The organism is Streptomyces sp. NPDC091281, from assembly GCF_044757425.1.
Classification (GTDB): Bacteria; Actinomycetota; Actinomycetes; order Streptomycetales; family Streptomycetaceae; genus Streptomyces.
This window is the reverse complement of sequence record NZ_JBIVUY010000002.1, coordinates 362772-386691: the sequence shown is the minus strand read 5'-3', so window position 1 is coordinate 386691 and position 23920 is coordinate 362772. Positions and strand designations below refer to the sequence as shown.

The 23920-nt window shown below is 73.0% G+C and carries 25 protein-coding genes; 4 read left to right on the top strand and 21 right to left on the bottom strand.

The features are described 5' to 3' along the window. Positions 1-62 precede the first annotated feature (62 nt). Together ACIQPQ_RS06260 and ACIQPQ_RS06255 are read right to left on the bottom strand one after the other, a co-directional pair. Positions 63-938, bottom strand: a complete 876-nt coding sequence (locus ACIQPQ_RS06260) for an LLM class flavin-dependent oxidoreductase (RefSeq protein WP_401300368.1) — start codon at positions 936-938, stop codon at positions 63-65. Between the two features lie 41 nt (positions 939-979). Beyond that, positions 980-1561: a dihydrofolate reductase family protein gene (locus ACIQPQ_RS06255; RefSeq protein WP_401300365.1), complete on the bottom strand. Its 582-nt coding sequence runs from the start codon at positions 1559-1561 to the stop codon at positions 980-982. A 129-nt stretch (positions 1562-1690) separates the two neighbouring features. Between ACIQPQ_RS06255 and ACIQPQ_RS06250 the strand changes: the two genes are divergently transcribed. Continuing rightward, complete coding sequence (locus ACIQPQ_RS06250; protein ID WP_401300362.1) at positions 1691-2131, top strand: DUF192 domain-containing protein; 441 nt, start codon at positions 1691-1693, stop codon at positions 2129-2131. Positions 2132-2171: 40 nt separating this feature from the next. On the opposite strand, the gene ACIQPQ_RS06245 is transcribed toward ACIQPQ_RS06250, so the two are convergent. The 14 genes from ACIQPQ_RS06245 to ACIQPQ_RS06180 all read right to left on the bottom strand — a co-directional run bounded on the left by ACIQPQ_RS06245 (position 2172) and on the right by ACIQPQ_RS06180 (position 13811). Next, positions 2172-2780 carry an OmpA family protein gene (locus tag ACIQPQ_RS06245; RefSeq protein WP_401300360.1) on the bottom strand — a complete coding sequence of 203 codons (609 nt, stop codon included), beginning with the start codon at positions 2778-2780 and terminating at the stop codon, positions 2172-2174. A gap of 8 nt (positions 2781-2788) precedes the next feature. Further along, complete coding sequence (locus ACIQPQ_RS06240; protein WP_401300357.1) at positions 2789-3370, bottom strand: hypothetical protein; 582 nt, start codon at positions 3368-3370, stop codon at positions 2789-2791. Positions 3371-3404: 34 nt separating this feature from the next. After that, complete coding sequence (locus ACIQPQ_RS06235) at positions 3405-3992, bottom strand: pilus assembly protein TadG-related protein (protein ID WP_401300354.1); 588 nt, start codon at positions 3990-3992, stop codon at positions 3405-3407. A 50-nt stretch (positions 3993-4042) separates the two neighbouring features. Continuing rightward, positions 4043-4273, bottom strand: coding sequence for a Flp family type IVb pilin (locus ACIQPQ_RS06230; RefSeq protein ID WP_401300352.1), 231 nt, complete (start codon positions 4271-4273; stop codon positions 4043-4045). A gap of 117 nt (positions 4274-4390) precedes the next feature. Continuing rightward, the gene (locus tag ACIQPQ_RS06225) at positions 4391-5224 is read right to left on the bottom strand and encodes a response regulator (protein WP_401300349.1); all 834 of its coding nucleotides are present in this window, start codon (positions 5222-5224) and stop codon (positions 4391-4393) included. Between the two features lie 67 nt (positions 5225-5291). Beyond that, positions 5292-6680: a sensor histidine kinase gene (locus ACIQPQ_RS06220; RefSeq protein WP_401300347.1), complete on the bottom strand. Its 1389-nt coding sequence runs from the start codon at positions 6678-6680 to the stop codon at positions 5292-5294. A gap of 20 nt (positions 6681-6700) precedes the next feature. Next, positions 6701-7588, bottom strand: coding sequence for a DUF5936 domain-containing protein (locus ACIQPQ_RS06215; protein ID WP_401300345.1), 888 nt, complete (start codon positions 7586-7588; stop codon positions 6701-6703). 68 nt (positions 7589-7656) lie between these two features. Beyond that, entirely contained in the window at positions 7657-8601 is a 945-nt protein-coding gene (locus ACIQPQ_RS06210; protein WP_401300342.1) for a type II secretion system F family protein, read from the bottom strand. Between the two features lie 54 nt (positions 8602-8655). Next, positions 8656-9993 (bottom strand): CpaF family protein, encoded by a 1338-nt coding sequence (locus tag ACIQPQ_RS06205; RefSeq protein WP_401300339.1) that lies wholly within the window; start codon positions 9991-9993, stop codon positions 8656-8658. A 39-nt stretch (positions 9994-10032) separates the two neighbouring features. Next, the gene (locus tag ACIQPQ_RS06200; RefSeq protein WP_401300336.1) at positions 10033-10434 is read right to left on the bottom strand and encodes a TadE/TadG family type IV pilus assembly protein; all 402 of its coding nucleotides are present in this window, start codon (positions 10432-10434) and stop codon (positions 10033-10035) included. Between the two features lies 1 nt (position 10435). Next, a complete protein-coding gene (locus ACIQPQ_RS06195; protein ID WP_401301516.1) occupies positions 10436-10765 on the bottom strand; it encodes a pilus assembly protein in 330 nt (109 codons plus the stop codon). A 98-nt stretch (positions 10766-10863) separates the two neighbouring features. Then, complete coding sequence (locus tag ACIQPQ_RS06190) at positions 10864-12138, bottom strand: CpaE family protein (RefSeq protein WP_401300334.1); 1275 nt, start codon at positions 12136-12138, stop codon at positions 10864-10866. Between the two features lie 13 nt (positions 12139-12151). Next, positions 12152-12859 (bottom strand): Flp pilus assembly protein CpaB, encoded by a 708-nt coding sequence (cpaB, locus tag ACIQPQ_RS06185; RefSeq protein ID WP_383770242.1) that lies wholly within the window; start codon positions 12857-12859, stop codon positions 12152-12154. A 64-nt stretch (positions 12860-12923) separates the two neighbouring features. Further along, positions 12924-13811, bottom strand: coding sequence for a hypothetical protein (locus ACIQPQ_RS06180; RefSeq protein WP_401300330.1), 888 nt, complete (start codon positions 13809-13811; stop codon positions 12924-12926). Positions 13812-14134: 323 nt separating this feature from the next. On the opposite strand from ACIQPQ_RS06180, the gene ACIQPQ_RS06175 reads away from it, so the two are divergent. Next, on the top strand, positions 14135-15841 hold the full coding sequence (locus ACIQPQ_RS06175) for a chitinase (RefSeq protein ID WP_401300327.1): 1707 nt from the start codon (positions 14135-14137) through the stop codon (positions 15839-15841). A gap of 150 nt (positions 15842-15991) precedes the next feature. Here the strand turns inward: ACIQPQ_RS06175 and ACIQPQ_RS06170 are convergent, their stop codons facing one another. Further along, the gene (locus ACIQPQ_RS06170; RefSeq protein WP_401300324.1) at positions 15992-17359 is read right to left on the bottom strand and encodes an Nramp family divalent metal transporter; all 1368 of its coding nucleotides are present in this window, start codon (positions 17357-17359) and stop codon (positions 15992-15994) included. Positions 17360-17608: 249 nt separating this feature from the next. Here ACIQPQ_RS06170 and ACIQPQ_RS06165 point away from each other — a divergent pair, with 249 nt between their 5' ends. Then, positions 17609-18982, top strand: a complete 1374-nt coding sequence (locus ACIQPQ_RS06165; protein ID WP_401300321.1) for a M14 family metallopeptidase — start codon at positions 17609-17611, stop codon at positions 18980-18982. A gap of 10 nt (positions 18983-18992) precedes the next feature. Here ACIQPQ_RS06165 and ACIQPQ_RS06160 read toward each other — a convergent pair whose 3' ends face one another. From ACIQPQ_RS06160 to ACIQPQ_RS06145, 4 genes are all read right to left on the bottom strand, one after another. Further along, positions 18993-19727 (bottom strand): hypothetical protein, encoded by a 735-nt coding sequence (locus ACIQPQ_RS06160; RefSeq protein ID WP_401300319.1) that lies wholly within the window; start codon positions 19725-19727, stop codon positions 18993-18995. A gap of 104 nt (positions 19728-19831) precedes the next feature. After that, positions 19832-20287, bottom strand: a complete 456-nt coding sequence (locus tag ACIQPQ_RS06155) for a RidA family protein (protein WP_401300316.1) — start codon at positions 20285-20287, stop codon at positions 19832-19834. Next, positions 20284-21057 (bottom strand): IclR family transcriptional regulator, encoded by a 774-nt coding sequence (locus ACIQPQ_RS06150; protein ID WP_383770260.1) that lies wholly within the window; start codon positions 21055-21057, stop codon positions 20284-20286. Before ACIQPQ_RS06150 ends, ACIQPQ_RS06155 begins: the two co-directional genes overlap by 4 nt. Further along, the gene (locus ACIQPQ_RS06145) at positions 21054-22244 is read right to left on the bottom strand and encodes a sugar kinase (protein WP_401301513.1); all 1191 of its coding nucleotides are present in this window, start codon (positions 22242-22244) and stop codon (positions 21054-21056) included. Before ACIQPQ_RS06145 ends, ACIQPQ_RS06150 begins: the two co-directional genes overlap by 4 nt. 331 nt (positions 22245-22575) lie before the next feature. Between ACIQPQ_RS06145 and ACIQPQ_RS06140 the strand changes: the two genes are divergently transcribed. Then, entirely contained in the window at positions 22576-23895 is a 1320-nt protein-coding gene (locus ACIQPQ_RS06140) for an amino acid deaminase (protein WP_401300312.1), read from the top strand. The last annotated feature ends 25 nt before the right edge of the window (positions 23896-23920 follow it).

The following is a 23920-nucleotide window of genomic DNA, read 5'->3' as shown; positions in this document are numbered from 1 at the left end:
CACGCGGGGCCGTTATGGGTGCTTTGACGAATATTGGGTTGTTGCTTTCGCTGGGTCCGGGCTCAGTCGACCAGGGGCCGCACGGCCTCGGCGGTGAAGCGGACGAAGCCCTCGGGGTCGGGTTCGTCGGCCGTCGGGAGCAGGACGACCGTGTCGGCGCCCGCCTCCGCGTACTCCCGGACGGTCGCCGCGACCCGGTCCGCGTCCCCGGCGACACCGAGGTCCGGCACGTCGGCCAGGCCCGCGCGGGCCAGTTCGCGGGCGAGGCGGGGGGCGGCGTCGGCTCCGGTGGCGGTGAAGACGTACACGACGACGCGGTGCGGTCCGGGGTCGCGGCCCGCCGCCGCGCGGCCCTCCCCGACCAGGCGGCGCGCCTCGCGGACCCCGTCGGGTGTGAAGACCTCGTTGAGGAGGGTGCCGTCGGCGACCTCGCCCGACAGGCGCAGGGTGCGCGGGCCGATCCCGCCGACGAGCACCTCGGTCGCGTGCTCCGGCGGCCAGTCGAGGGCGACGTCGTGGAGGGTGACGTAGCGGCCCTCGGTGGTGAGGCGCTGCCCGGCGAGCAGGCCGCGCAGGGCGAGCGTGTACTCGCGCAGCAGGGTGAGCGGGGAGGCGGGGCGGGCGCCGACCTGGGCCATCCAGTCCTGCACGCCGTGGCCGACGCCGAGGGTGACCCGGCCGGGGAACATGCGGTGCAGGGTCGCGGCCTCCATCGCGGTGAGGGCGACGTTGCGCAGCGGCACGGGGAGCAGGCCGACGCCGACGCGGAGGCGTTCGGTCCAGGCGAGGGCGGCGGCGGCCGTGGAGATCCCGGCCTCCAGGAAGCAGTCCTCCCAGAGCCACAGCTCGTCCAGTCCGGAGGCGTCGGCGAGCCGGGCGACCGACTTCAGCCGCTCGGGGGGCAGTTGCGGGCGGAACACGGCGCCGAGTGCGGTCATGGTCTTTTCCTATGCGAGACGGCGGGACCGCGACAACCGCTTTACGCCCTCCGCTTCGTCGGGGTGTCGCGTACGTGGTCGAGCTGGACGACGCCGTTGCCGAAGACCCGGCTGCCGGTGAGGCGGAGGTCGGCCGGGGCGGCGCCCGGTGCGAACAGCGGGGTGCCGTCGCCGAGCAGGACGGGATGGACGTAGGTCCGGAACGCGTCCACGAGGCCGAGGCGGAGGAAGGACGCGGCGAGGCCGGCCCCGCTGAGGGCGAGTGTGCCGCCGGTGCCCTCCTTCAGCGCGCGGACCTCCTCGGGGACGACGTCCCGGACGACGGTGGTGTTCCAGTCGGCGCGGTCCAGGGTCCGCGAGTACACGTACTTCTTCTTCTCCCGCCAGATGCCCGCGAACTCGGCCATCGGCCCGCTCGCGTCGGGGTCCTGGTCGGCCGTCGGCCAGAAGCCGGCCATCAGCTCGTGGGTGACCCGGCCGCTGAGGAAGGCGTCGACCTCGCGGAGGCTGTCGTTGAAGTGCTGGTGCACCTCGTCGTCCACGCGGTGCCAGGAGATGTCCCGGCCGGGACCCTCGATGTAGCCGTCGAGGGAGACGGACATGGTGAGGACGATGGGACGCATACGGGCTCCTGTGTTCCCTCGGCGGTGAGGTGGGTCCACCGTCCCACGGAACGGGGCGGTCGGCCGGGTGGCGCGGGGATACCGTCGGGTGAGGCGACCACGGGATCGGACGGAAGCGAGGGGGACGGGATGGGGCGGCGGTTCCGGGACGGGCGGGCGGTGCTGGTGGTGCCGGGGGCGGGGCCGGGTGCGGGATCGGGGTCTGCGTCAGGGTCGGGGTCGGGGTCGGGGTCGGGGTCGGGTGAGCGGGCCGTCCCGCTGGAGATCGCGGCGTCCTACCGGGCCCGGACGCGGGGGCTGCTGGGGCGGGACGCGGTCGAGGGGGCGCTGCTGCTCTCCCCCGCGGGCAGCGTCCACACCTTCGGCATGCGGATACCGATCGACGTCGCCTACCTGGACCGGCACCTCACCGTCCTCGCGGTGCGCACCATGCCGCCCGGCCGCCTGGGCCTCCCCCGCCCGCGCTCCCGCCACGTCCTGGAGGCGGCGGCCGGGGCGATGGCGGGGTGGGGGCTGCGGACAGGGGTGCGGGTGGTCGTGCGGGGTGCGGGGGACGACGTACGGGCGTAGGGGCGGGGTGGCTGGGGTCCGGGGGTGGGGGAGGTGGGCGTCAGGTGCGGGGGAAGGTGACCTCCACGCGGCGGTTCTTCTTGCGGCCCGCCTCGGTGGAGTTGTCGGCGATGGGGTACTGCTCGCCGTAGCCGCGCACCTCGAAGGTGACGGCGGGGTTGTTCAGGTCCCCGGCGAGGGCCGCCTGGACGGCGTTGGCGCGCTGCTTGGACAGGACGTCGCCGTGGGCGGCGGAGCCGAGGTTGTCGGTGAAGCCGAAGACGCGGACGCGGGCGGCGTTCTGCTTCTTGATCTCGGCGGCGATCCCGGCGATACGGGCCTGGGCGTCGGGGCCCAGCTTGGCGCTGTCCTTGCCGAAGAGGACCTCGGCCTGGAGGGCGAAGGTGACATCGGCGTTGGTGTCCTCCCGCCGCTCGTCCCCGCTCTCGTCCTCGACGACCTCCTTGATGTCCAGCACCTTCGGCTCCGCGAGCGTCCCGCCCTCGGGCAGCTTCAGATCGGGGTCGTTGGGATCGACGTCCACGGGGGCGGCGGGGCTGGGCTGCGTGCCGGGCGGATCGTCGGCGTGGGCGACGGGCGCGCCGAGCAGCACGGTGGCGGTCATGACCGCGGCGGTGGTGAGGGCCAGGGCGAAGCGGGGGGGCGTCATGGCGGGGGTCATCCGGAGATCTGGATGGACGCGCTGGGGAACAGCGGGAGTTGGAAGGAGACGCCGGTCGAGTCGGTGGGCGGGGACGGGAACTGGAGGAACACGTCGATCGACTCACCGGCCTTGAGGGTGGAGAAGCCGGTCGTGGTCAGGGGGCGGCCCTCGGTGTCGCGGAGGACGTAGTAGCGCTTCTTGCTCTTGGAGTCGACGAGGGTGGCTCCGCCGAGGGAGAGACCGTTGTTGATGATCTCGGTCTCGTTGCCGCTCAGCGCGGAGGGGATCACGCTCTCCGTCCCGCTGTCGTTCTTGAGCGCGCCGTTCACGGTGACGAATCCGCCGGAGTCCCGTGTCGCGGAGATGATCTGGAGGAGGAGGCCGCTCGGTCCCTTCACCTCGGCCAGCGGCTCCGGCGACTCACCGTCCTGGGTGCTGGGCCGGGAATCGCTCCCTCGGGACGTGGACGCGGAACTCTGAGGCTTCTTGCCGTCGTCGCCACCGCCGCCGCACGCCGTCGCGCCGACGGCCAATCCGGCCACAACCACCACTGCGGCCATCCGCCTGCCGGCTCTCGCCGCGAAGCGCATCCTCATCACTCTGCTTCCTTCTCCAGTCGTGGTACGCGGGTCAGTCGGCCAGGTGGACGTCGAACAGATCCTCCGGGCCCGGCAGGTCACCGAGTTGCTCGGGGTCCAACTCCCAGACCCTGCCCTCGTCGCAAGTGAGCGAAGGCAGCACGGCGCCCTCGGCCGGGTCGGCTCCCTCGTCGTCCCCGGGGTCGCCTTCCCCGGGGTCGCCTTCGGGGAGTTCGAAGGTGCACAGAGGCTCGATCTCCGCCACCGCGTCGGCGTGGGACCGCCGCTGGCTCGTACCGGGAACGACCGAACTCCCCAGCGTCCGGTTGGTCTGCACACGCACCGCGAATCGGAGGCCCTGCGGAGAACAGTTGTCCACGTGCGCGTCGTTCTGTGCGGCGAGTTCGGAGGCGCGCCAGCACGGGTCCGGCAGGGTGACTCCCGCACCGTCGAAGATGTTCCGCCATTTCGAGGGATCGAGGACATCGCGCACCCACTGGTCGGCAAGGCCGTCCCGGGTCTCCTGCGCAGCTGCCAGCGCCGCCGCGTCGGCCGCCGTCTGGGCGCCGTTGCGGTTCACCGCGGCCTGGCCGACCGCGAAGTAGGCGAACGCGAGAAAGAGCAGGCCCGCCACCACCATGAGGTAGGTGGGGAAGACCTGCCCAGTGTCGCCCCGGGTCCGCGATCGGATCAGGGCGCCACCTTGGCGATCTGTGCCCGGAGCTTGTCGACGATGGTCTGGCCGAGGTTCGTGTTGGCGATCAGCACCACGATCGCGACGACCACCGCGATGATCCCCAGGTACTCCACCGCCGTCTGACCCCGGTCGCCCCGGCGGCGGAGGGAGCGTACGGCCGTGTCGCGCCAGCCGTTCACCCGGACCGTGGCCGCGGTGGCGGTCTTCAGCAGCAGGTCGCTCATGGTGTTCCCCTCCGTTTGGGATGTTGACGGCAAGAGGAACGTAGAGCGGAGGGGAGGGCGTCCGCGAGGGTCCCAGGGCCCAAGTCCGGGCCCGGCCGCCGGGGGTCGGGGGGAGGGTCACGGAGTCACCGCCGTTCCCAGCCACTTGGCCACGGCTTCCGCGCGGCTGGCGCTGTGCAGCTTGGCGAAGATGCGGTTGATGTGGTTCTTGACCGTCTTCTCGCTGATGAAGCAGGTGGCGGCGATCTGCTGGTTGTTCAGGCCCGAGGCGATGAGGTCCATGATCTCCGCCTCCCTAGCGCTGAGTCGGAACCCCCTACGAGACTGTCCCATACCAGATTGCAACTGCGAAAGCCGTTCGGGGAAAGTACTAGAAAATAAGGCCGGTGAGGGTCCGTCATCATGTGCAGTCGCACTGTGTACGGTCTCGCCCGACCGGAGCCCGGCCAAGACCGCGGTCGCGGCCGTCGGAGTGAGGTGGGACCGTCCGGTGATGCTGTCGCGTACCGCGGTGAGCAGGTCCGTCACGGTGAACTCGCCGTGGACCAGGTAGCCGAGCGCCCCGCGGTGCAGGGCTTCGCGGACGAGGGCCGACTCGTCGCTGTAGGTCAGCATGATCACCGACGCGACGCGCACCAGCCGGGGCAGGGCCGACAGGCCGTCCGTGCCCGGCATGCGGACGTCCAGGAGGACCAGGTCGGGTCGGTGGAGTTCGGCCGCCTCGCAGGCTTCGCGCCCATCGGCGGCCTCGGCGACGACCGTGATGTCCGCGCGGCCGGTGAGCAGCGCCGTCAGTCCCGCGCGGACCACCGGGTTGTCGTCGGCCACGACCACGCGGACGGGCGGCGGCCCGGACGGGAGAGCGGCGGGCCGGTGGGCCGCGCCGGGCCGGGGCGTCGGGTGCGGCCGTCGGTTCGGGAACGGGCGGGGCGGGCAGGGCTGTTCCGGCATCGGGCGGCCTCCTCTCATGGACGGGGGACAGGGGATGGGGCACGGGGGCGGAGAGGGTCGGGGCCGGTCAGGGTTCCGGGGCGGTGAGGGCGGTCAGCGGGATCTCCAGACGGACCCCGGTGCCGTGCGTGCCGAGGCCGGGGCCGAAGCGGATGCGGGCGCCGAGACCGGCCGCCCGTTCCGCCATGCCGACCAGCCCGAAGTGGCCGGTGCGGCGCAGTTCTTCCAGGGTGGTGCCGGGCGGCAGACCGCCGCCGTCGTCCAGGACGCACAGGTCGAGGAGTCCGTCGCGCACGGTCGTACGGACCTCGATCCGGTCGGCGGCCGCGTGCCGGTGGGCGTTGTCCAGTGCCTCCGCCACGATGGTCAGAAGGTGCCGGGCCACGGCGGGGGCCGCGGTCAGCGGGGCGCGGTCTTCGGCGGGGGGACGACGGGTGACGGCGAGGCGGGTACGCCGGGTGAAGTCGGCGGTCAGGGTGTCGAGTTCGCGGGAGAGGTGCACCGGCGCGCCGGGCGACGTCTCGCGGCGCAGGTCGGTGAGGAGTTCACGAGACTCGGCGGCGGCCCGGCGGGCGGCGCGGGCGACGAGGTCGGCCTGTCGGCGGAGCCGGTCCGGGTCGGGGGGTTCCGCGGCGGCGGAGTGGGCGAGGCCGTCGGCGGCGAGGGCCACGCCGTGCAGGGTCTTGGCCACGGAGTCGTGCATCTCGCGGGCGAGCCGGGCCCGTTCGGCGGCGACGGCCTCGGCGGCGGCCAGCCGGGCCCGCACGGTGGTGAGGGTCTGGGTGGCGGTGCCGAGGCGCAGCATGAGGGTGCGCAGCGTGGAGCCGACGGCGCCGGTGAGGACGCACAGGCCCGGCAGCAGCAGGCGTTCGGCGAGGTCGGCGCCCGATCCGTGGTCGAGCGTGGTGTGCACCAGCAGGAGGATCAGCGACTGGAGGGAGGCGAAGCAGGCCGCCCCGCGCCAGCCGTAGAGCAGGCCCGCCAGCAGGGGGGTGCAGACGCTGACGTAGGCGAGGGTGGTGTCGGGGCCGGCGGAGACCAGCAGGAGGGTGCCGAGGAGGGTGTCGGCGGCGAGGAGGGTGGGGTGGCGCAGGAGGAGGGGGCCGAATCGCTCCCAGTCGCGGAAGAGGACGTACGAGCCCATGAAGGTGACGACCACGGCGGTGCCGACCATGCGGACGCCGAGGCCGGGTGAGGCGTTCAGGAGGGCCGCGGGCGCGGCCAGGGCGATCATGGCGAGGCGGAAGCCGAAGACCTGGCGGCCGATCGCCTGGAGGGCGTTGGCCTGGAGCGGGAGGGGCGGCTGGGGTGCCGGGTCCGTGGCGGGCGGCTCGGGGGCCGGCGCGTACGGCGTCAGCGTCCCGGACGTGGCGGCCGTCGCCCCGGACGGCGCGGGGCCGGGGCCCCGGCGCCGCCAGGGGGAGATCCGGCGCCCGCGGCCGGTGCCAGCCGTCATCACTGTCATCCCGCACTCACCTACTCGCCCGTGATCGAGCTGAAGTCGGTGCCCGAGCCGAGCAGCATGCCCGCGCCGAGCAGGAGCATCGTGGCCGGCACCATGAACGTGGTGATCATCAGCGTGGCCTTGGGGACCGCGCGGGCCGCCTTGCGGCGGGCGTTCTGCGCGTCCGTGCGGCGCATGTCCTTGGCGATCGCGACGAGCGTGTCCACGATCGGCGCGCCGAGTTCCTCACCCTGCTGGAGCGCCGTGACGAACATGGCGACCTGCTCGGAGTCGTTGCGGCGGCGGAGTTCCGCGAAGGCCTCGCGGCGGCTCATGCCGAGGTCCATCTGGCGCAGGGTGATCCGGATCTCGTCCGCCCACGGGCCCTTGTACCGGGACGACACCCGGTCCAGGGCCTGGCGGAAGCCGAGGCCCGCGCTCACCACGACGGCGAGGACGTCGAGGAAGTCGGGGAGGGTCCGTTCGATGGCGTCCTTGCGGACCCGGATCGACGCCCAGATCCCGACCTCGGACCAGAAGAGTCCGAAGGCGAGCATCAGCAGGGCGAGGAACCAGCTCCCCTGGAGCAGCGCGACCAGGGCGCCCAGGGCGCCGATGCCGCCGTACACCGCCCGCCGCGCCGCATACCGGTCGATCGTGAGCCCCCCCGGATTGCCCGCCAGGTCGATGCGCCGTCGGTACCTGGCGACCTGTTTGGGGCCCATCATCCGCAGGACCGCCGGGGCGTAGCGCATGCCGAGGCGGTCGACGAGGGAGCCGACGGCGCCGGTGCGGGTGGCGCCGACCTCCAGGGCGAGGGCGAGGTCGGGGGGGAGTTTCGCGTCGGCGCGGTACATGCGCAGGCCGGCGAAGATCCCGTAGACGGCGAGGCCCATGGTGAGGGCGAGCAGCAGTTCCATGGCGGGCCTCCTCTCGGATGTCGGGGGTCTTGGGGGGTGTGAGTGTCCTGAGGCTGCGGAGTCTGGGGTCAGACGTCGATGCGGGACATGCGGCGGATGAGGACGAAGCCGACGGCGTAGAGGCCGAAGGCGATGATGACGGCGGCCTGGCCGAGGGGGGAGCCGGTCATGCGGTCGAGGGTGCCGCCCTCGACGCTGTTCATGAGGAACAGCGCGCCGACGCCGAGCGCGGGGACGGCGTACGAGGTCATGCTGACCTGGGAGAGCTGGGTGCGGACCTCGCGGCGCGTCTCCTTGCGTTCCTCCAGGGTCTCGGTGAGGTTGCGCAGGGCGCCGACGACCTGGCCGCCCGCGCGGTTGGAGAGGACCAGGGTCGTGACGAGGACGACGAGTTCGCGGGAGGGGAGCCGGTCGGCGAGTTCGCCGAGGGCGTCGTCCAGGGAGTGGCCCACCGCCAACTGGTTGGCGACCTTGGCGAGTTCCTCCCCGGCGGGTGCCTCCAGCTCCTCCGCGGCCATGCCGATGGCGGTGCGCAGGGCGAGGCCCGCGTGGGTGGCGTTGGCCAGGATGCGGGCCAGTTCGGGGAGTTGGCCGATGAAGCGTTCGATGCGCTTCTGCCGCTGCCAGGTCAGGAACTGCCAGGCCGCCCACACGCCGAGCAGTCCGGCGAGCGGGCCGAAGAAGGGGGCCAGGGTGGCCTGGCCGATCAGCCACAGCGCCGCCACCGTCGCCAGCATGTACGCGAAGAACTCGCCCGGGGTGACGTCCAGGCCGGTCGCCGTCAGCTTCAGTTCGAGGCGGCGGCCGAACCCGGTGCGGCGCAGGCGGCGGTCGAGTGCGCCGAACCGGCGTCTGCGGCCCGCGAGTTCGGACTGGCCGGTGTGGCTGAGGCGGTCGACGAGGGCGGCGCGCTGGGCGCGGCCGCGGGCGTAGGTGTGCAGGCCCACGACGGCCAGGACACAGGTCAGCAGGCTCACCCCGGTGGTGAGGCTGATCAGGTTCTCCAGGGTCATCGGCGGGTTCCTGTCCGTCCTGTTCCGGTGGCGCGGCGGGTGCGGTCGGGTGGGCTAGCGGGCTTCTCGGGTGGTGAGTTCGTCGAGGGTGCGGGCGACGCCGAAGGCCTGCGGGACGGGCTGTCCGGCGAGGTGGAGCCGGTCGGCGGTGCGGCGCGGGAGCGGGTAGTAGGAGAAGGCGCCGTGCACGCGGCCGTCGGGGGTCATGGGGCGGGCGGTGAAGCGGGCGATGGTGGCGAGGCGGTAGGGCTCGCCGCCGTGGCTGTCGAGGAGGGCGACCTCGGTGATGCGGCGGGCGCCGTCCGCGAAGCGGGTGAGCTGGACGACGACGTCGACCGCGCTGTTGATCTGGTCGTGCAGGGCGACGAAGGGGATCTCCACGTCGGACATGGAGGCGAGGGTCTGCAACCGCATCAGCGCGTCCTCCGCGCTGTTGGCGTGCACGGTGGCGAGGGAGCCGTCGTGGCCGGTGGACATCGCCTGGAGCATGTCGAGGGACTCGCCGCCGCGGACCTCGCCGACGACGATCCGGTCGGGCCGCATGCGCAGCGAGTTGCGGACCAGGTCGCGGATGGTGATCCGGCCGTTGCCCTCGACGTTGGGCGGGCGGGACTCCAGGCGGATCACGTGCGACTGCTGGAGCTGGAGTTCGGCGGAGTCCTCGATGGTGATGATGCGCTCGCCGTCGGGGATCAGCCCGGAGAGGGCGTTGAGCAGGGTGGTCTTGCCGGTGCCGGTCGCGCCGGACACGATCACGTTGAACTTCGCCTGCACCAGGCCCGCGAGGAGGTACAGCATCGGTTCGTCGAGGGAGCCGAAGCCGATCAGCTCGTGCAGGGTGAAGGAGCGGGGGAAGCGGCGGATGGTGAGGATCGGGCCGGTCAGCGACAGGGGCGGCACGATGACGTTGACGCGTTCGCCGGAGGGGAGGCGGGCGTCGACCATCGGATTCGTCTCGTCCACACGGCGGTTGACGGTCGACACGATGCGTTCGATGGTCTGCATCAGCTGGTCGTGGGAGGCGAAGCGGAGCGGGAGCTGCTCGACGCGGCCGCCCCGTTCGACGAAGACGGCGTCGGGGCCGTTCACCATGATCTCGGTGATCGACGCGTCCTCCAGGAGTGGTTCGAGGATGCCGAGGCCGAGCGCCTCGTCGACCACCCGGCGGATCAGCCGCCCGCGTTCGCCGGTGGACAGCACCGGGCCCTCGCGGCTGATGATGTGGCCGAGCACCCGCTCCAGACGGGCCCGGCGTTCGGCCGCCGCGAGCGAACTCATCTCGGCGAGGTCGATCTCCTCCAGCAGCTTGGCGCGGTAGGAGGCGATCAGATGGCCGTCCTCGGCCCGGCCGCCGTTCTCCTCCGGTGAGGTGATGCGGGCCCGCAGGCTCATGGCCGCGCCTCCTTCCTGTCGGTGCTGGTTGTCGTGGGGTCAGTGGTCGAGGGGCATGACGGCGGACTTGCTGGCCGTGCCGAAGTCGGCGATGCCGGGGATGACGGACGGGATGCGCACGGTGGACGTGACCCGGACGGCGTCGCCCGCCCCGGCGCTCGCGCAGCTCGTGCCGCCTGCCAGCCAGCCGCTCACGGCGGCCTGGCAGGCGCCGTCGGCGCCCCGGTCCAGGGAGGCGCTGCGGGCGCCCGCGCGGGCCGCCGTACCGGCCTGCTGCGCGGCGTACGCGATCACGCCGAGCTGTACGGCGGCCAGGGCCACCAGCAGCAGGATCGGGAGGAACCCCAGGTACTCCAGGGCGACTTGGCCGCGATCACGGTCACGGCTACGGTCATGTCGGGACCGGTGGCGGGCCGGGGGGCCGGGGTGTGCGTACGTCATGTCAGTCGTCCTCCTCCTCGACCGCGCCCGCGTGGCCCTTCACCTCGAAGGGGAAGTCGATCGTGCCCGGGAAGAGGACCGGGACCCGCAGGACGACCGTCGCCGTGACGTAGCCGTCCGAGGTCGGGCAGCTGACACTGGCCCCCGAACGCCACGCGTCCGACAGCTTGTCCAGTCCCGCCTGCTCGCACACGGCCTGCCGCTCCCCCCGAGGCACCGCCGTTCCCGCCCGGACCGCCTCGTCGGCAGCATTCCCCGCGAGCGTGAACGTGTACCCCAGCAGTACGAACTGCCACACGACCACCAAGGTCACGAGGATCAGCGGGGTCATCCCGAGGAGTTCGACGGAGACCTGGCCCCGGTCGCGCCCCGCGGGGTGTCCCGTGGGGTGTGCGGGGCGGGTGCCGTGCCGGGCGCGTGCCTTCACGTTCACTCCCTCCTCCGCCGGAGTCCCGCCGCGCCCCGGTCGCCGCCCCGGACCGCGCCGCGCTCGCCGCGGGCCCGGCCGGGCTTGCGGTGCGCGGAGCCCTCCGCGGCCCGGACCAGGCCGAGTTCGCCCGCGAGGGCCCACATGGCCTGCCGTACGGTGCCCTTGGCGTCGAGGGCGTGGACGCGTCCGGCGTCCACGGCGGCCTGGAGTTCCTTGAAGTGGGCGGGGATCGCTGTGGCGGCGACGGCGGTGCCGGTGATCTTCTGGACGAGTCCGGGCTGGATCTCGGTGGCGCGGCTGTGGCGGTTGACGACGACCGTGGTCTCCTCCGCCTTGCGGATCTGGAGGCGGTCCCACATGCGGACGACGCGTTTGGCGCCCCGGACGGCGACCACGTCGGGGGTGGTCACCAGCAGGGCGGTGTCGGCGAGTTCGACGACGGCGGCGCCCGCTCCGCCGAGCTGGGAGCCGCAGTCGACGACGACGACCTCGTAGCGGGAGCGCAGGGCGCCGATGATCTGGCGGGCGGCGCGGTCGGTGACCTCCTCGCCGCGTTCGCCCTCGCCGGGGGCGAGCAGCAGGGCGACCCCGCTGTCGTGGCGGAAGACGGCCTCGGCGAGGACGCGCGGCGAGAGGTCGGTGATGGCGGCGAGGTCGACGACGGAGCGGCGGAACTGGACGTCCAGGAAGGAGGCGATGTCACCGCTCTGGAGGTCGAGGTCGACGAGTGCGGTGGGGCGGCCGGACGCCTGCGCGGCGAGGGCGAGCTGGACGGCGAGGAGGGTGGTGCCGACGCCGCCCTTGGCGCCGCTGACGGTGACGAGGGTGCCGCCCGCTCCGGTGAACACCTCGGCGCCGTGGCCGAGATGGCGTCGTACGCCGGTGGACCACTGGGCGACGGCGTGGACGCGGTGGGCGAGTTCCTCGTAGCTGAGGGGCAGGGCGACCAGGCCGCGGGCGCCCGCGTCCATGGCGGCGGCGAAGAGGCCGGGGCTCGCGTCGGTGGTGACCAGGATGACGCCGACCGCGGGGAAGCGCAGGGCGACCTCGCGGACCAGCTCCAACGCCGGTACGGGGCCGATGCGTTCGTGGACGACGACGACCTCGGGGAGTTCGTCGACGGACTCGGCGGCCAGCCGGGCGAGGGTGTCGACGAGGTGGGTGGAGTCGCCGACCGGGGTGACGGGTTCGGCGTCCGGGAGCTGGCTCAGCAGGGTGGTGAGGGAGCGGACCGCGTCCGCGTCGCCGACGGCCGGGAGAATCCTGGTGGGCATGGGCGGCGGCCTCTCACTTGTCCGTGGCGAGTTCGTACGTACGGTCCTGTTCGGGGACCGTGGTGGGGGTGCCGGGGGCCACCAGGGCGAGCCGGACGCGCTTGGCGAAGGACTCGGCGTACGTGATGCGCTGGGCGTCGAGGGTGGAGAGCGCGAAGGTGATGGGGACCGCGTCGGTGGCCTGCCGGCCGCGGTCGTTCTCGTCCGGGTCGAGGGCGGTGAGTTCGCCGACGTCGAGGACGCGGGCGTTGGTGACGATGATCTTCGACTGGTCGGGGTCGCTCTCCTTGGCGCCCTCGAAGGTGGCGTAGACGTTGACCGCGGAACCCGCGGTGATCTTGCCCGCGACGCCGGTCGCCGCGTCGATCATGATGGCGACCTCCTGCTCGCCGGGGCGCAGGGCGGGCTGGTCGACGATCATGTCGCTCTGGAGCAGCGAGCCGCGTTTGAGGGTGGTCACGGCTATCTTGCCGCGGACGGCGGCGAGGTCGGTGACCGCGTTGTCGGAGAGCCAGCGCTCCGGCATCTCGGTCTTCTCGAACTGGTCGGCGCGCAGCGGGGTGTAGGGCGCCACGTCGGACTTCAGCCGGTAAGCGGTGACCTCGGGGCCGACCTTGGACTCCACGTCGCTGATGACGGAGAGGACGCCGGCGAAGGCGCCGAGGGCGCACAGGACCGACAGGAGCAGGAGGATCACGCCGCGGCGCTGACGGGAGTTCATGAGCCGTGCAACCTCGTTGGGGTTCGGGTCGTGCGGACGGGAACGGGCGGAGCGGTGGGCCTGGTCAGCCGCCCGCGGGGAGCGCGCGGCTGCGCCGGCCGCCCGCGGTGAGCGCGGGCGGTGCGGTCTCGTGGGCGGGTGGCGGGGTGGCGGAGCAGAAGACGCAGAGGTCGCCTATGACGTCGACGCCGCACCAGTGGCAGACGGTGCGCCGTACGGAGGCGACGAGTTGGTAGAGGACCGACAGGTCGGGCAGGTAGGCGCAGAACTCGACGAGCTTGCCGGTGCTCCACCAGCGGGCGGACTCGGCGGGCAGGTCCGTCTCGCGCAGGCCCTGGACCTGCCAGGCGGGGGCGAGGGTGGCGGTGACCCAGTCGGAGGTGAGCTGGCCGCGGGCGACGAGCATCCAGGTGCCGAACTCGGGTCCGTCCAGGACGGTTTCGGGGGTGGCCTTGACCAGCGTGGGCTGGGGGTGGGCGAGGACGCCGAACTGGCTGCCGGGCATCCAGGAGCGGGCGTGCGCGGTGAGGTCGACGGGGACGCGGTCGAGGCGGGCGACCGAGCCGAGGAGGGCGCCCGCGTGGATGTAGTGGGTGAGCAGGCGGGCCGCGGAGGCGAGGATGCCGGGGCTGAGGTCGCAGGAGGCGAGCTGGCGCAACTGGCGGGCCAGGACGGCGAGTCCGAGGGGCGGCAGGTCGGAGCGGTACAGGGCGACGCGGTCGCTCTCCAGGAGGGAGCGGACGGTGCGCAGCCGCTGTTCGACGGCGGCGGGCACGGCGCGCGAGTACAGGACGACGAGGTGGCCGTGCTGGTCGAGGAGGGTCTGGACGTCGCCGACGGCCTGGTCGAGGGGCCGCTCGTGCAGGCCGTCGAGGACGGCGGCGGGCACGGTCCGTTCGTCCTGGGCCGGCAGGGCGAGGTCGGCACCCGTCACGGCAATGGCAGTTGGCACGCGCAGCTCCCCGTTCCCGCGGTCCGGCGCGTCGGCTGTTACTCCGGTGCACCGGGGTGACTTCATTGCGTGACTGACCTCAGCACTGTATCCAGCCCTCTCTGGCCGGAGAACAGCTTTCCGTCGCTGCTCACGAACTGTTCTCGCGCAAGTCAGAGCAAACCGGGGCAGGTTGCCCGCGAGCCGGTCGGACGCCCGGTTTCCGGGGCCCGTGCGCCGTACGCCACGGTCCGCTCCCGGCAGCCGCGGGCGGTGTGCGGCGCAGGGCCGCCCGCACCTCCCGACCCCTTGACAACAGAATTGGTCTGGACCAACTTGTTGTCATGTCCCCCTTTAAACGATCGGTCTTCAAGAGATCGGCACGGCTGTGGTCGGGAGTCCTGACCACCGCCCTCGCCCTCACCCTCGCGGGCGCGGCTCAGGCGTCCGCGGCGGATGTGAACAACGCGCGCAACGCCGGATTCGAGTCCGGCCTCGCCAACTGGACGTGTTCCGCGAACAGCGGCGCGACCGTCTCCTCCCCCGTGCACGGCGGCACCGCCGCGCTGCGGGCCACCCCGGCGGGCCAGGACAACGCCCGCTGCTCCCAGACGGTCGCCGTCAAGCCCAACTCCCGCTACACGCTGAGCGCCTGGGTCCAGGGCGGGTACGCCTACCTCGGCGCGACCGGCACCGGCACCACGGACGTCTCGACGTGGACCCCGGACTCCAGCGGCTGGAAGCAGCTCTCGACGACCTTCTCGACCGGCGCCGCCACCAGCTCCGTCACGGTCTACCTGCACGGCTGGTACGGCCAGGCGGCCTATCTCGCCGACGACGTCACGGTGTTCGGCCCCGACGGCGGCGGGGGCACCGACCCCGGTCCGACGGTCCCGGCCACCCCGGCGGGCCTCGCGGTCTCCGGTACGACGTCCTCCTCGGTGTCGCTGGCCTGGAACGCGGTGTCCGGGGCGACCGGCTACAGCGTCTACCGGGACGGCACGAAGGTGACGGCGGTGACCGGCACCTCGGCCACCGTGACCGGGCTCGCGGCGGCGACCTCGTACTCCTTCCAGGTCACGGCGACCAACGCGGCCGGTGAGTCGGCGCGTTCGGCGGCGGTGACCGGGCGGACGGCGACCTCGGGCGGCGGGGGCGGCGGCTCCGTGCCCAAGCACGCGGTGACCGGGTACTGGCAGAACTTCAACAACGGCGCGACCGTGCAGAAGATCTCGGACGTCCCGAACCAGTACGACATCATCGCGGTGGCTTTCGCCGACGCGACCGGCGCGCCGGGCACCGTCTCCTTCACCCTGGACTCGGCCGGGCTGAACGGCTACACCGTCGACCAGTTCAAGGCGGACGTGCGGGCGAAGCAGGCGGCCGGGAAGAAGGTCATCATCTCGGTCGGCGGCGAGCGCGGCACGGTCGCGGTCAACGACGCCACCTCTGCGGCCAACTTCGCCAACTCGGTGTACTCCGTGATGCAGACGTACGGCTTCGACGGCGTCGACATCGACCTGGAGAACGGCCTGAACGCGACCTACATGACGCAGGCGCTGCGGTCGCTGTCGGCGCGGGTCGGCTCCTCGCTGATCATCACGATGGCCCCGCAGACCATCGACATGCAGTCGACCTCGAACTCCTACTTCCAGACGGCCCTCAACATCAAGGACATCCTCACGGTCGTCAACATGCAGTACTACAACAGCGGTTCGATGCTCGGCTGCGACGGCAAGGTCTACAGCCAGGGCTCGGTGGACTTCCTCACCGCGCTGGCCTGCATCCAGCTGGAGAACGGCCTCGCGCCCTCCCAGGTGGGTCTCGGCCTGCCCGCCTCCACCCGCGGCGCGGGCAGCGGCTACGTCTCCCCGAGCATCGTCAACAACGCGCTCGACTGCCTGACCAAGGGCACCGGGTGCGGCTCCTTCAAGCCGTCGCGCACCTACCCCGACCTGCGGGGCGCGATGACCTGGTCCACCAACTGGGACGCCACGGCGGGCAACGCCTGGTCGAACGCGGTGGGCCCGCACGTGCACGCGCTGCCGTAGCTCTCACGGCGTACGGGCAGGACGGCGGACGGCCGGGGAGGACACCTCCCCGGCCGTCCGGCCGTGTCCGGCCGCGTCCTGGGCGGTCCAGGCGTCCGGGCGTCGCGGGGGCGGCGGAGAGCGGGGCGTCCTCGGCGGCGGCGGGCCGCCTCAGAAGAACTCCGACCACGGCTGGTCCCAGACCTGCTTCACGCACAGCACCAGGAAGAGCAGCGCCGCCGCCACGAGCATGCCGTTGCTCAGCCGGCCGTTGCGCCAGGCGGCCGGTGTCCGGGGGGAGTTGAGGAGCCAGACCAGGGTGAGGGCCAGGAACGGCAGGAACGCGGCGCCCAGCACGCCGTAGAGGATGACCAGGCGGAAGGGCTGGCCCTGGAAGAGCAGGACCATCGGGGGGAAGGTCAGCCACAGGAGGTAGGCGCGGAACGGCCAGGAGCGTTCGCGGGCGCCGGAGGCGACCTCCTCGCCGGTGGCGCGGTCCTGGCCGCGGTGGCGGGCCACGAAGTCGGCGAACATCAGGCTGACGCCGTGCCACACGCCGATCAGGGAGGTGAAGGAGGTGGCGAAGAAGCCGATCAGGAAGAACGTCGCGGTCGCCGAGCCGTACTCGGCCTCCAGGATGTCGCCGAGCTGGACGAGCCCTTTGTCGCCGGAGGCGATGGCCACGTTCGCCGAGTGCAGGAGTTCCGCGCCGACGAAGAGCATGGCGACGACGAAGACGCCGGTGGTGGCGTACGCGACCCGGTTGTCCAGGCGCATCACCTTCATCCAGCCGGGGCCGGTCCAGCCCTTGGCGTTGACCCAGTACCCGTAGGCCGCCAGGGTGATGGTGCCGCCCACCCCGCCGATCAGGCCGAGGGTGTTGAGGACGGAGTCCTTCTCGTCGGGGAGGACCGGGAGCAGTCCGGCGAGGGCGTCGGGGAGGTTCGGGGTGACCCGGACCGCGAGGTAGACGGTGACCGCGAACATGACGCCCACCAGGACGGTCATGACCTTCTCGAAGACCGCGTACCGGTTGAACCAGACGAAGACCAGACCGACCAGGCCGCAGGCGATCGCCCACCACTCCAGGTCCATCACGTCGGGGAAGAGCGCCTGGAGCGGCAGGGCGCTGGAGGACATCGCGGCGGCGCCGTAGACGAAGCCCCAGACGACGACGTACACGAGGAAGAACCAGGTCGTCCAGCGGCCGAGGCTCGCCCAGCCGTCGAACAGGGTGCGGCCGGTGGCGAGATGCCAGCGGCCGGCCGCCTCCGCGAGGGAGATCTTGACCAGGCAGCCGAGGACGGCCGCCCAGAGCAGGGTGTAGCCGAAGTTGCTGCCCGCGATGAGCGTCGCGACCAGGTCGCCCGCGCCGACGCCGGTCGCGGCGACGACGATGCCGGGGCCGATGTGGCGCCAACTCGCTTTCCGAGGAGCGGTGTTGCCGTCGGCATTGATGTCGCTGCCGCTGTTGTCGCCGTTGCCGGATGGTGCCCCGGAGGCCGTGGGGTGTCCCGTGGTGTCCGCCATGGGGGTCAAGAAAGCGCAAAGGGGCCGGGCGGGCAAGGGGGCGGCGGCGATCTCCACCCCATGTGCTCAAGCGCGCGCACGCCGGGCGCCCGCGCCCCTCACACGCGCCCCTGCCGCCGTACGGCTGAATCCGGCCGGACCACGGCCTCGCCATCTTGACCTGACCATGTCACGTACGGACCATGAGCCCGCTCCCCCCGCTCCACCCCACTCCCCACACGTCCGGCGATCCCGGACACCGGAGACCTAGGAGACCCCATGCGACTCCGTACCCGCGGCGCGGGCACGCGCGCGCCCGACGCCCGGCGCGGGCGGCGCACCGCCGCCCTGGCCGCCCTGCTGGCGCTCGCCCTCGCCGCGCCCCTCTCCGCCACCGCGACGACCGCCTCGGCCGACGGCGCGCCCGCGAAGGCGGCGCCCTCCGGCGACGAGGTGCGCCAGTACGAGATCCAGCTCCACCACAGCACGCCCGCCCTGCGCACCGCGATCACCGCGTCCGGGGTGACCGTGGACGAGGCCGACGAGGAGACCGTCGTGGTCTCCGGCCGCGCGGACCAGATCCGCGCCCTGCGGGCCCGGGGCTACGAGGTCGCCGCGCTCGGCTCCGCCCCGGACCGCACCGCCCCCGGCGAGGTACGGCTCTTCGACTTCCCGTCGGCCGACTCGAAGTACCACAACTACGCCGAGATGACCGCCGAGATCGACCAGCGGATCGCCGCCCACCCGGACATCATCAGCAAGCGCGTGATCGGCAAGTCGTACCAGGGCCGGGACATCGTCGCCGTGAAGATCAGCGACAACGTCGGCACCGACGAGGCCGAGCCGGAGGTGCTGTTCACCCACCACCAGCACGCCCGCGAGCACCTCACGGTGGAGATGGCCCTCTACCTGATCCGCGAACTGGGCGCGGGCTACGGCGCGGACCCCCGGATCACCAGCATGGTGAACGGCCGCGAGATCTGGATCGTCCCCGATCTCAACCCGGACGGTGGCGAGTACGACATCGCCACCGGCTCCTACCGTTCCTGGCGCAAGAACCGCCAGCCCAACTCCGGTTCCTCGTACGTCGGTACGGACCTGAACCGCAACTGGGCCTACCGGTGGGGCTGCTGCAACGGCTCGTCCGGCTCCAAGTCGTCGGACACCTACCGGGGCGCGGCGGCCGAGTCGGCGCCCGAGGTGAAGGTGGTCGCCGACTTCGTACGCGGCCGGGTGGTCGGCGGCAAGCAGCAGATCACCGCCGGGATCGACTTCCACACGTACAGCCAGCTGGTGCTGTGGCCGTTCGGGTACACGACCGCCGACACCACCACCGGCATGACCGCCGACGACCGCAACGCGTTCGCCACGATCGGCCGGTCGATGGCGGCGAGCAACGGCTACACCCCGGAGCAGGCGAGCGACCTGTACATCACGGACGGGTCGATCGACGACTATCTCTGGGGCACGCACAAGATCTTCTCGTACACCTTCGAGATGTACCCGGGCTCGGCGGGCGGGGGCGGCTTCTACCCGCCCGACGAGGTGATCGAGCGGGAGACCGCCCGCAACCGGGACGCCGTGCTGCAACTGCTGGAGAACGCGGACTGCATGTACCGGTCGATCGGGAAGGCCGCGCAGTACTGCGCCTAGCCGGTCGCGGTCAGTCGGCCTTCTTCGCGGGGGCGTCCGGCTCGGCGGCGTCCGTGTCGGCGGTGTGTGTGCCGGCGGCGTCGGTGGCCTCGGGCGCGGCGTCGGTCTCGGGCTCGCTCCCGACGTCCGGCTCCGTGCCCTCGGGGTCCTCGGAGTCCTCGGGCGTCTCCGCACCGTCGGATGCCTCCGCACCGTCGTCGAAGTAGGCGTCGAGCACCGCGTCCAGCTGCTCGTCCCACTCCTTGAAGCGGTCCCTGGACGTCGCCTCGATCTCGATCGGGTACCAGCGGCGTTCAGGGGTGTGCACCGTGATGGTGAACCGCTTCCCGAAGCGCGGGGACTCCGTCTCGATCGCGCCGATCTCGTCCCAGCGGAACTCGCACTCCTCCGCGTCGAGACGGAGGCGGACGCCGCGGGCGTCGGCGACGATGCGCGCCCGGCGGTCGGCGGCCTCGAAGGCCGGACCGTCGGGCGTCTCCTCGTCGTCGGCGCCGGAGTCCGCCGCGGAGTCCGCGACGGCGGGCGCCGCGACCGCGCCGTCGTCCGCGGGCCCGTCGGCCGCCGAACCGGCCGCGTCCTCCCCGGACTTGGCGTCGGTGCCCGCTTCGGCGTCCTCGGACGGGGCGTCCTTCGGCTTCGCGTCCGCCGGTTCCGCGGTCACGGGCGACGTGAGCCCGGGGATGAATGCCGGGTCGAATCCGGCGCCTTCCAGGGGCTGGCTGCTCGAACCTATGCGCTGCTCCACAGCGGGCAGTATGGTCGATGATCCTGTGCGGCACACAGCCGACCCTGACTTCGTTATCGGACGCCTACAAAGCCGCTCGTGCGCGAACCCGGCGAAGCGGGCGCTCAGTCCAGTACGGCCAGTGCGTCGATCTCGATGAGGAGGCCGGGCGGGAGGCCGACGTAGACCGTGGTGCGGGCGGCCGGGGGCTGGGTGAGCCCCTGCTCGTCGAAGTAGGCGTTGTACAGCTCGTTCAGCTCGGGGAAGTGGGCGACGTCGGTGAGGTAGACGCGGATCATCATCACGTCGTCCCAGCTCGCCCCGCCCTCCGTCAGGATCGCCTTGACGTTGGCGAGGGTCTGGAGGGTCTGCTCGCGCAGGGTCGGCCCGGCGGGCGTCGGCGGGCGGCCCTCCTCGGCGGGCAGGAAGCCGACCTGGCCCGCCACCTGGAGGATGTTGCCCTTGCGGACGCCGTGCGAGAACCGCGCGGGCGGCGCGGTGTGGGTGGGCGGGGTGAGGGCCGTCTTCGCGGTCCTTCCGGCGGCGCCGGTCCCGGTGGCGTGGCCCGTGTGCTCGGTCATGAGGTGGCTTCCCTGGCTTCCTTGATCGGTGTACGGCCGGAGTACTCGCCGCTGATGTCGTCGGCGGTGCGCCGGACCAGCGGGAGCAGCGTGAGGAGTTCGTCGGCGGTGACGACGACGTTGGGGGCGGAGACCGACATCGCGGCGACCACCCGGCCGTCGGCGCCCCGGACGGGCGCGGCGACGCAGTTGATGGATTCCTCGTGGCCGCCGAGGTCGGTGGCCCAGCCCTGCTCCCGGACCTTCTCCAACTCCCGCAGGAACGCTGCGGCGTTGGGGGTCGAGCGGGAGGTGTAGAGCGGGTAGTCGAGGCGTTCGGCGAGGGCGCGCCGCTCGGGCTGCGGGAGGTCGGCGAGGAGCAGCTTGGCGACCCCGGCGACCGTGATGGCGACGGGCTTGCCGATACGGGAGTACATGCGGACCGGGTAGCGGCTCTCGACCTTGTCGATGTAGAGGACCTCGCCCTCCTCGTGCACCGCGAGGTGCACGGTGTGGCCGCAGCGCTCGTTGAGCCGGGCCAGGTGGGGGTGGGCGATCTCGCGGATGTCCAGGTTCTCCATCGCCTCCTGGGCGAGGGCGAAGAGGCGGGCGCCGAGGCGGTAGCGCTGGTCGGACTGGCGGTAGACCAGGCCGTGTTCGTGCAGGGTCCGCAGCAGGCGCAGCGCCGTGGACTTGTGGACGCCGAGGCGGTCGGCGACCCGGCCGAGATCGGCGGGGCCCTCGGCGAGCAGCGGCAGGATGCTCAGGGCGCGGTCGACGGTCTGGCTCATGGCGTGGGTACCTCCTCGTGCGTACTGGCGGCCCGTGCCGCACCGGCGGCGTCCGGTCCCGTACCGGCGGCGTCGGGGTCCGTACCGGCGGCGGCCGTGGCGTGCTCCGCGGTCCTGGTCCAGCCGGGGCCCAGTCGCAGTCTCCCCCACGCGGGGCCGTCGAGGGCGGCCAGGCGGTCGGCGTGGGCGCGGTCCGGGGGCGCGGCGAGGTCGCCGGGGGCGGTGAGGGCGGCGGCGGCCGCGAGGTGGCCGTGGCGCAGCCGGTCGCGGGCGGGCAGTCCGCGCAGGGTGGCGGAGAGGAACCCGGCGGCGAAGGCGTCGCCCGCGCCGACGGCGGCGACGACGTCGACCCGCGGCGCGGGGACGTACGTCACCCGGTCGGGGCCCGGTCCCGGCGCGACGCGGTCCCGGTCGTCCCCTGATCCGGGCCCCCCGGACTCCCGGTCCGCCCCGCTGCCGTCCCCGTCCGTCCCGCCCCCTCCCGCTTCGAAGGCCGTCGCCCCGCGTGCCCCCTGTTTGACGACGAGGACGGCGGGCTCGGGCAGCGCGGCCCGGACCGCTTCGGCACCCTCCAGCCCCCACAGCGCCTGCGCCTCGTCCTCCCCGACGAACACCAGGTCGGCCGTGCGCGCCAGGCCGAGCAGCACCTCGGCGGCCTCCGCGCCGCCGCTGCCGGGACCGCCCGGCCCCCCGGCCCGCCACAGGCCGGGCCGGTGGTTGACGTCGAAGGAGACGAGGGGGCGGCCGGGGCCGGGCGCGGTGAGCGCGCGCAGCAGGCCGAGGCAGCCCGCGGAGAGCGCGGCGGTGATGCCGGTGAGGTGCAGGACGCGGGTGGCGCGCGCGGCGGCGAGGTCGACGTTGGCCGCGGTCATCGCGGACGCGGCCGAGCCCGCCCGGTAGTACGCCACCTCGTGGGCGTCGGTCGCGCGGTCCCCGGCGGTGCGGAAGTAGATCCCGGTCGGCCGCGCCGGGTCGCGGGTGACGGACGCGACGTCGACGCCGTACGCCCGTACGGCGGCGAGGAGATGGTCGCCGAAGCCGTCGGCGCCGATCCGGCTCACCCAGCGGGTGCGGTGTCCGGCGGCGGCGAGGACACAGGCGACGTTGGACTCGGCGCCGCCGATGGCGCGGGCGAAGGACGGCACGTCGGCCAGGCGCCCCGGCACGGCGGGCAGGAAGGCCACCATGGACTCACCGAGCGCGACCACCTCGACGGCATCGGCCGTCTCATCCGTGGCCGTGGCGTCCGTACCGCCCGTGACATCGCTGGCCTCGGCTCCGATCGCGGTCACGGTGTCGTCGCTTCCAGGTGGGGTGCGGGTCGGGCGGCTCCGTTGACCTCGCGTTGGCCGAGATGTTAGACAGCGGGGAGCGGCATACGCAATGAGCGTTGCGCATGCCGCAACACGCACGCAATACACGCCCAGCAGGCACCACGCAGCACGCAGCACGCAGCACGCAGCACGCAGGCATCGGGACCGGTACGACGACCGCGACGAACCACTCCAGGAGACTCACATGGCCCTCGCCCCCGGCTCCGACACCGGCCCCCGTACCGGCTCCGGCCCCGACGCGGCCGCCGACGCCCTCGCCCGTCTCGCCGAGGAGCGCGTCGACCACCGCTTCAAGGGCCTCCCGCCGGACGCCGGCGGCCGGACCGTCGGGGAGCTGGCGGCCGAGCGGCGCAACCTCTTCACCGGCGGGTTCACCACCCCCGTCCTGGCCCTGTCCGCCGAGCGGCTGGAGCACAACCTGCGGCTGATGGAGACGTACGCGGCCCGGCACGGCCTGGCGTTCGCGCCGCACGGCAAGACGTCGATGGCGCCGCGGCTGTTCCGGCGGCAGACCGACCGGGGCGCCTGGGGCATCACGCTCGCCGTCCCCCACCAGGTGCGGGTGGCGCGGGAGTTCGGGGTGCAGCGGGTCTTCCTCGCCAACGAGCTGGTGGACCCGGCCGCGCTGCGCTGGGTCGCGGACGGACTGGCCGCCGACCCGGCGTTCCGGTTCGTCTGCTACGTCGACTCGGTGCGCGGGGCCGAGCTGATGGACGCGGCTCTGCGCGGCGCCGCCCGGCCGGTGGACGTGGTCGTCGAGCTGGCCGCGGGCGAGGGCGCGCGGACCGGTGTCCGGACGGAGGCGGAGTGCGCGGCGGTCGCGGACGCGGTGGCCGCCGCGCCCACGCTGCGGCTGGTGGGCGTCGCGGGCTACGAGGGCGAGGTGCCGGAGGCCGACCCGGAGCGGGTGCGGGCCTGGCTGCGGCGGCTGGTGGCGCTGGCCGCGGAGTTCGACCGGGCCGGGCGGTTCGCGGGGGCGGAGGAGGTCGTGGTCAGCGCGGGCGGCTCCGCCTGGTTCGACGCGGTCGCCGACGTCTTCGCGGAGATCCCCGAACTCTCGCTGCCCGTACTGAAGTTGCTGCGTTCGGGCGCCTACGTGTCGCACGACGACGGCCACTACCGCAAGCTGACGCCGTTCAACCGGGTCCCCGAGGAGGGCGCGCTGGAACCGGCGTTCCGGCTGTGGGCGCAGGTGGTGTCCCGGCCGTCGGCCGAGCAGGCGTTCCTCAACGCGGGCAAGCGGGACGCGGCGTACGACCTCGATCTGCCGTTCGCCCAGGTGGTCCGCCGGGACGGCACCGAACGGCCCGCGACCGGCGTCTCGGTGACCGGCCTGTCCGACCAGCACACCTGGCTGCGCACCACGCCCGAGGCGGACCTGGAGGTCGGCGACTGGGTGGGCCTCGGCCTGTCCCACCCGTGCACCTCGTTCGACAAGTGGCAGCTGATCCCGCTGGCGGAGGCGGACGGCACCGTCGTGGACTACGTCCGCACGTTCTTCTAGACCCCGGCACCGGAGCGAACAGGGC

Coding starts and splice junctions, on each gene's coding strand:
- ACIQPQ_RS06260 (WP_401300368.1), bottom strand. CDS start 938: ATGACCGCACTCGGCGCCGTGTTCCGCCCGCAACTGCCCCCCGAGCGG.
- ACIQPQ_RS06255 (WP_401300365.1), bottom strand. CDS start 1,561: ATGCGTCCCATCGTCCTCACCATGTCCGTCTCCCTCGACGGCTACATC.
- ACIQPQ_RS06250 (WP_401300362.1), top strand. CDS start 1,691: ATGGGGCGGCGGTTCCGGGACGGGCGGGCGGTGCTGGTGGTGCCGGGG.
- ACIQPQ_RS06245 (WP_401300360.1), bottom strand. CDS start 2,780: ATGACGCCCCCCCGCTTCGCCCTGGCCCTCACCACCGCCGCGGTCATG.
- ACIQPQ_RS06240 (WP_401300357.1), bottom strand. CDS start 3,370: ATGAGGATGCGCTTCGCGGCGAGAGCCGGCAGGCGGATGGCCGCAGTG.
- ACIQPQ_RS06235 (WP_401300354.1), bottom strand. CDS start 3,992: ATGGTGGTGGCGGGCCTGCTCTTTCTCGCGTTCGCCTACTTCGCGGTC.
- ACIQPQ_RS06230 (WP_401300352.1), bottom strand. CDS start 4,273: ATGAGCGACCTGCTGCTGAAGACCGCCACCGCGGCCACGGTCCGGGTG.
- ACIQPQ_RS06225 (WP_401300349.1), bottom strand. CDS start 5,224: ATGCCGGAACAGCCCTGCCCGCCCCGCCCGTTCCCGAACCGACGGCCG.
- ACIQPQ_RS06220 (WP_401300347.1), bottom strand. CDS start 6,680: ATGACGGCTGGCACCGGCCGCGGGCGCCGGATCTCCCCCTGGCGGCGC.
- ACIQPQ_RS06215 (WP_401300345.1), bottom strand. CDS start 7,588: ATGGAACTGCTGCTCGCCCTCACCATGGGCCTCGCCGTCTACGGGATC.
- ACIQPQ_RS06210 (WP_401300342.1), bottom strand. CDS start 8,601: ATGACCCTGGAGAACCTGATCAGCCTCACCACCGGGGTGAGCCTGCTG.
- ACIQPQ_RS06205 (WP_401300339.1), bottom strand. CDS start 9,993: ATGAGCCTGCGGGCCCGCATCACCTCACCGGAGGAGAACGGCGGCCGG.
- ACIQPQ_RS06200 (WP_401300336.1), bottom strand. CDS start 10,434: ATGACGTACGCACACCCCGGCCCCCCGGCCCGCCACCGGTCCCGACAT.
- ACIQPQ_RS06195 (WP_401301516.1), bottom strand. CDS start 10,765: ATGACCCCGCTGATCCTCGTGACCTTGGTGGTCGTGTGGCAGTTCGTA.
- ACIQPQ_RS06190 (WP_401300334.1), bottom strand. CDS start 12,138: ATGCCCACCAGGATTCTCCCGGCCGTCGGCGACGCGGACGCGGTCCGC.
- cpaB (WP_383770242.1), bottom strand. CDS start 12,859: ATGAACTCCCGTCAGCGCCGCGGCGTGATCCTCCTGCTCCTGTCGGTC.
- ACIQPQ_RS06175 (WP_401300327.1), top strand. CDS start 14,135: ATGTCCCCCTTTAAACGATCGGTCTTCAAGAGATCGGCACGGCTGTGG.
- ACIQPQ_RS06165 (WP_401300321.1), top strand. CDS start 17,609: ATGCGACTCCGTACCCGCGGCGCGGGCACGCGCGCGCCCGACGCCCGG.
- ACIQPQ_RS06155 (WP_401300316.1), bottom strand. CDS start 20,287: ATGACCGAGCACACGGGCCACGCCACCGGGACCGGCGCCGCCGGAAGG.
- ACIQPQ_RS06150 (WP_383770260.1), bottom strand. CDS start 21,057: ATGAGCCAGACCGTCGACCGCGCCCTGAGCATCCTGCCGCTGCTCGCC.
- ACIQPQ_RS06145 (WP_401301513.1), bottom strand. CDS start 22,244: ATGGTGGCCTTCCTGCCCGCCGTGCCGGGGCGCCTGGCCGACGTGCCG.
- ACIQPQ_RS06140 (WP_401300312.1), top strand. CDS start 22,576: ATGGCCCTCGCCCCCGGCTCCGACACCGGCCCCCGTACCGGCTCCGGC.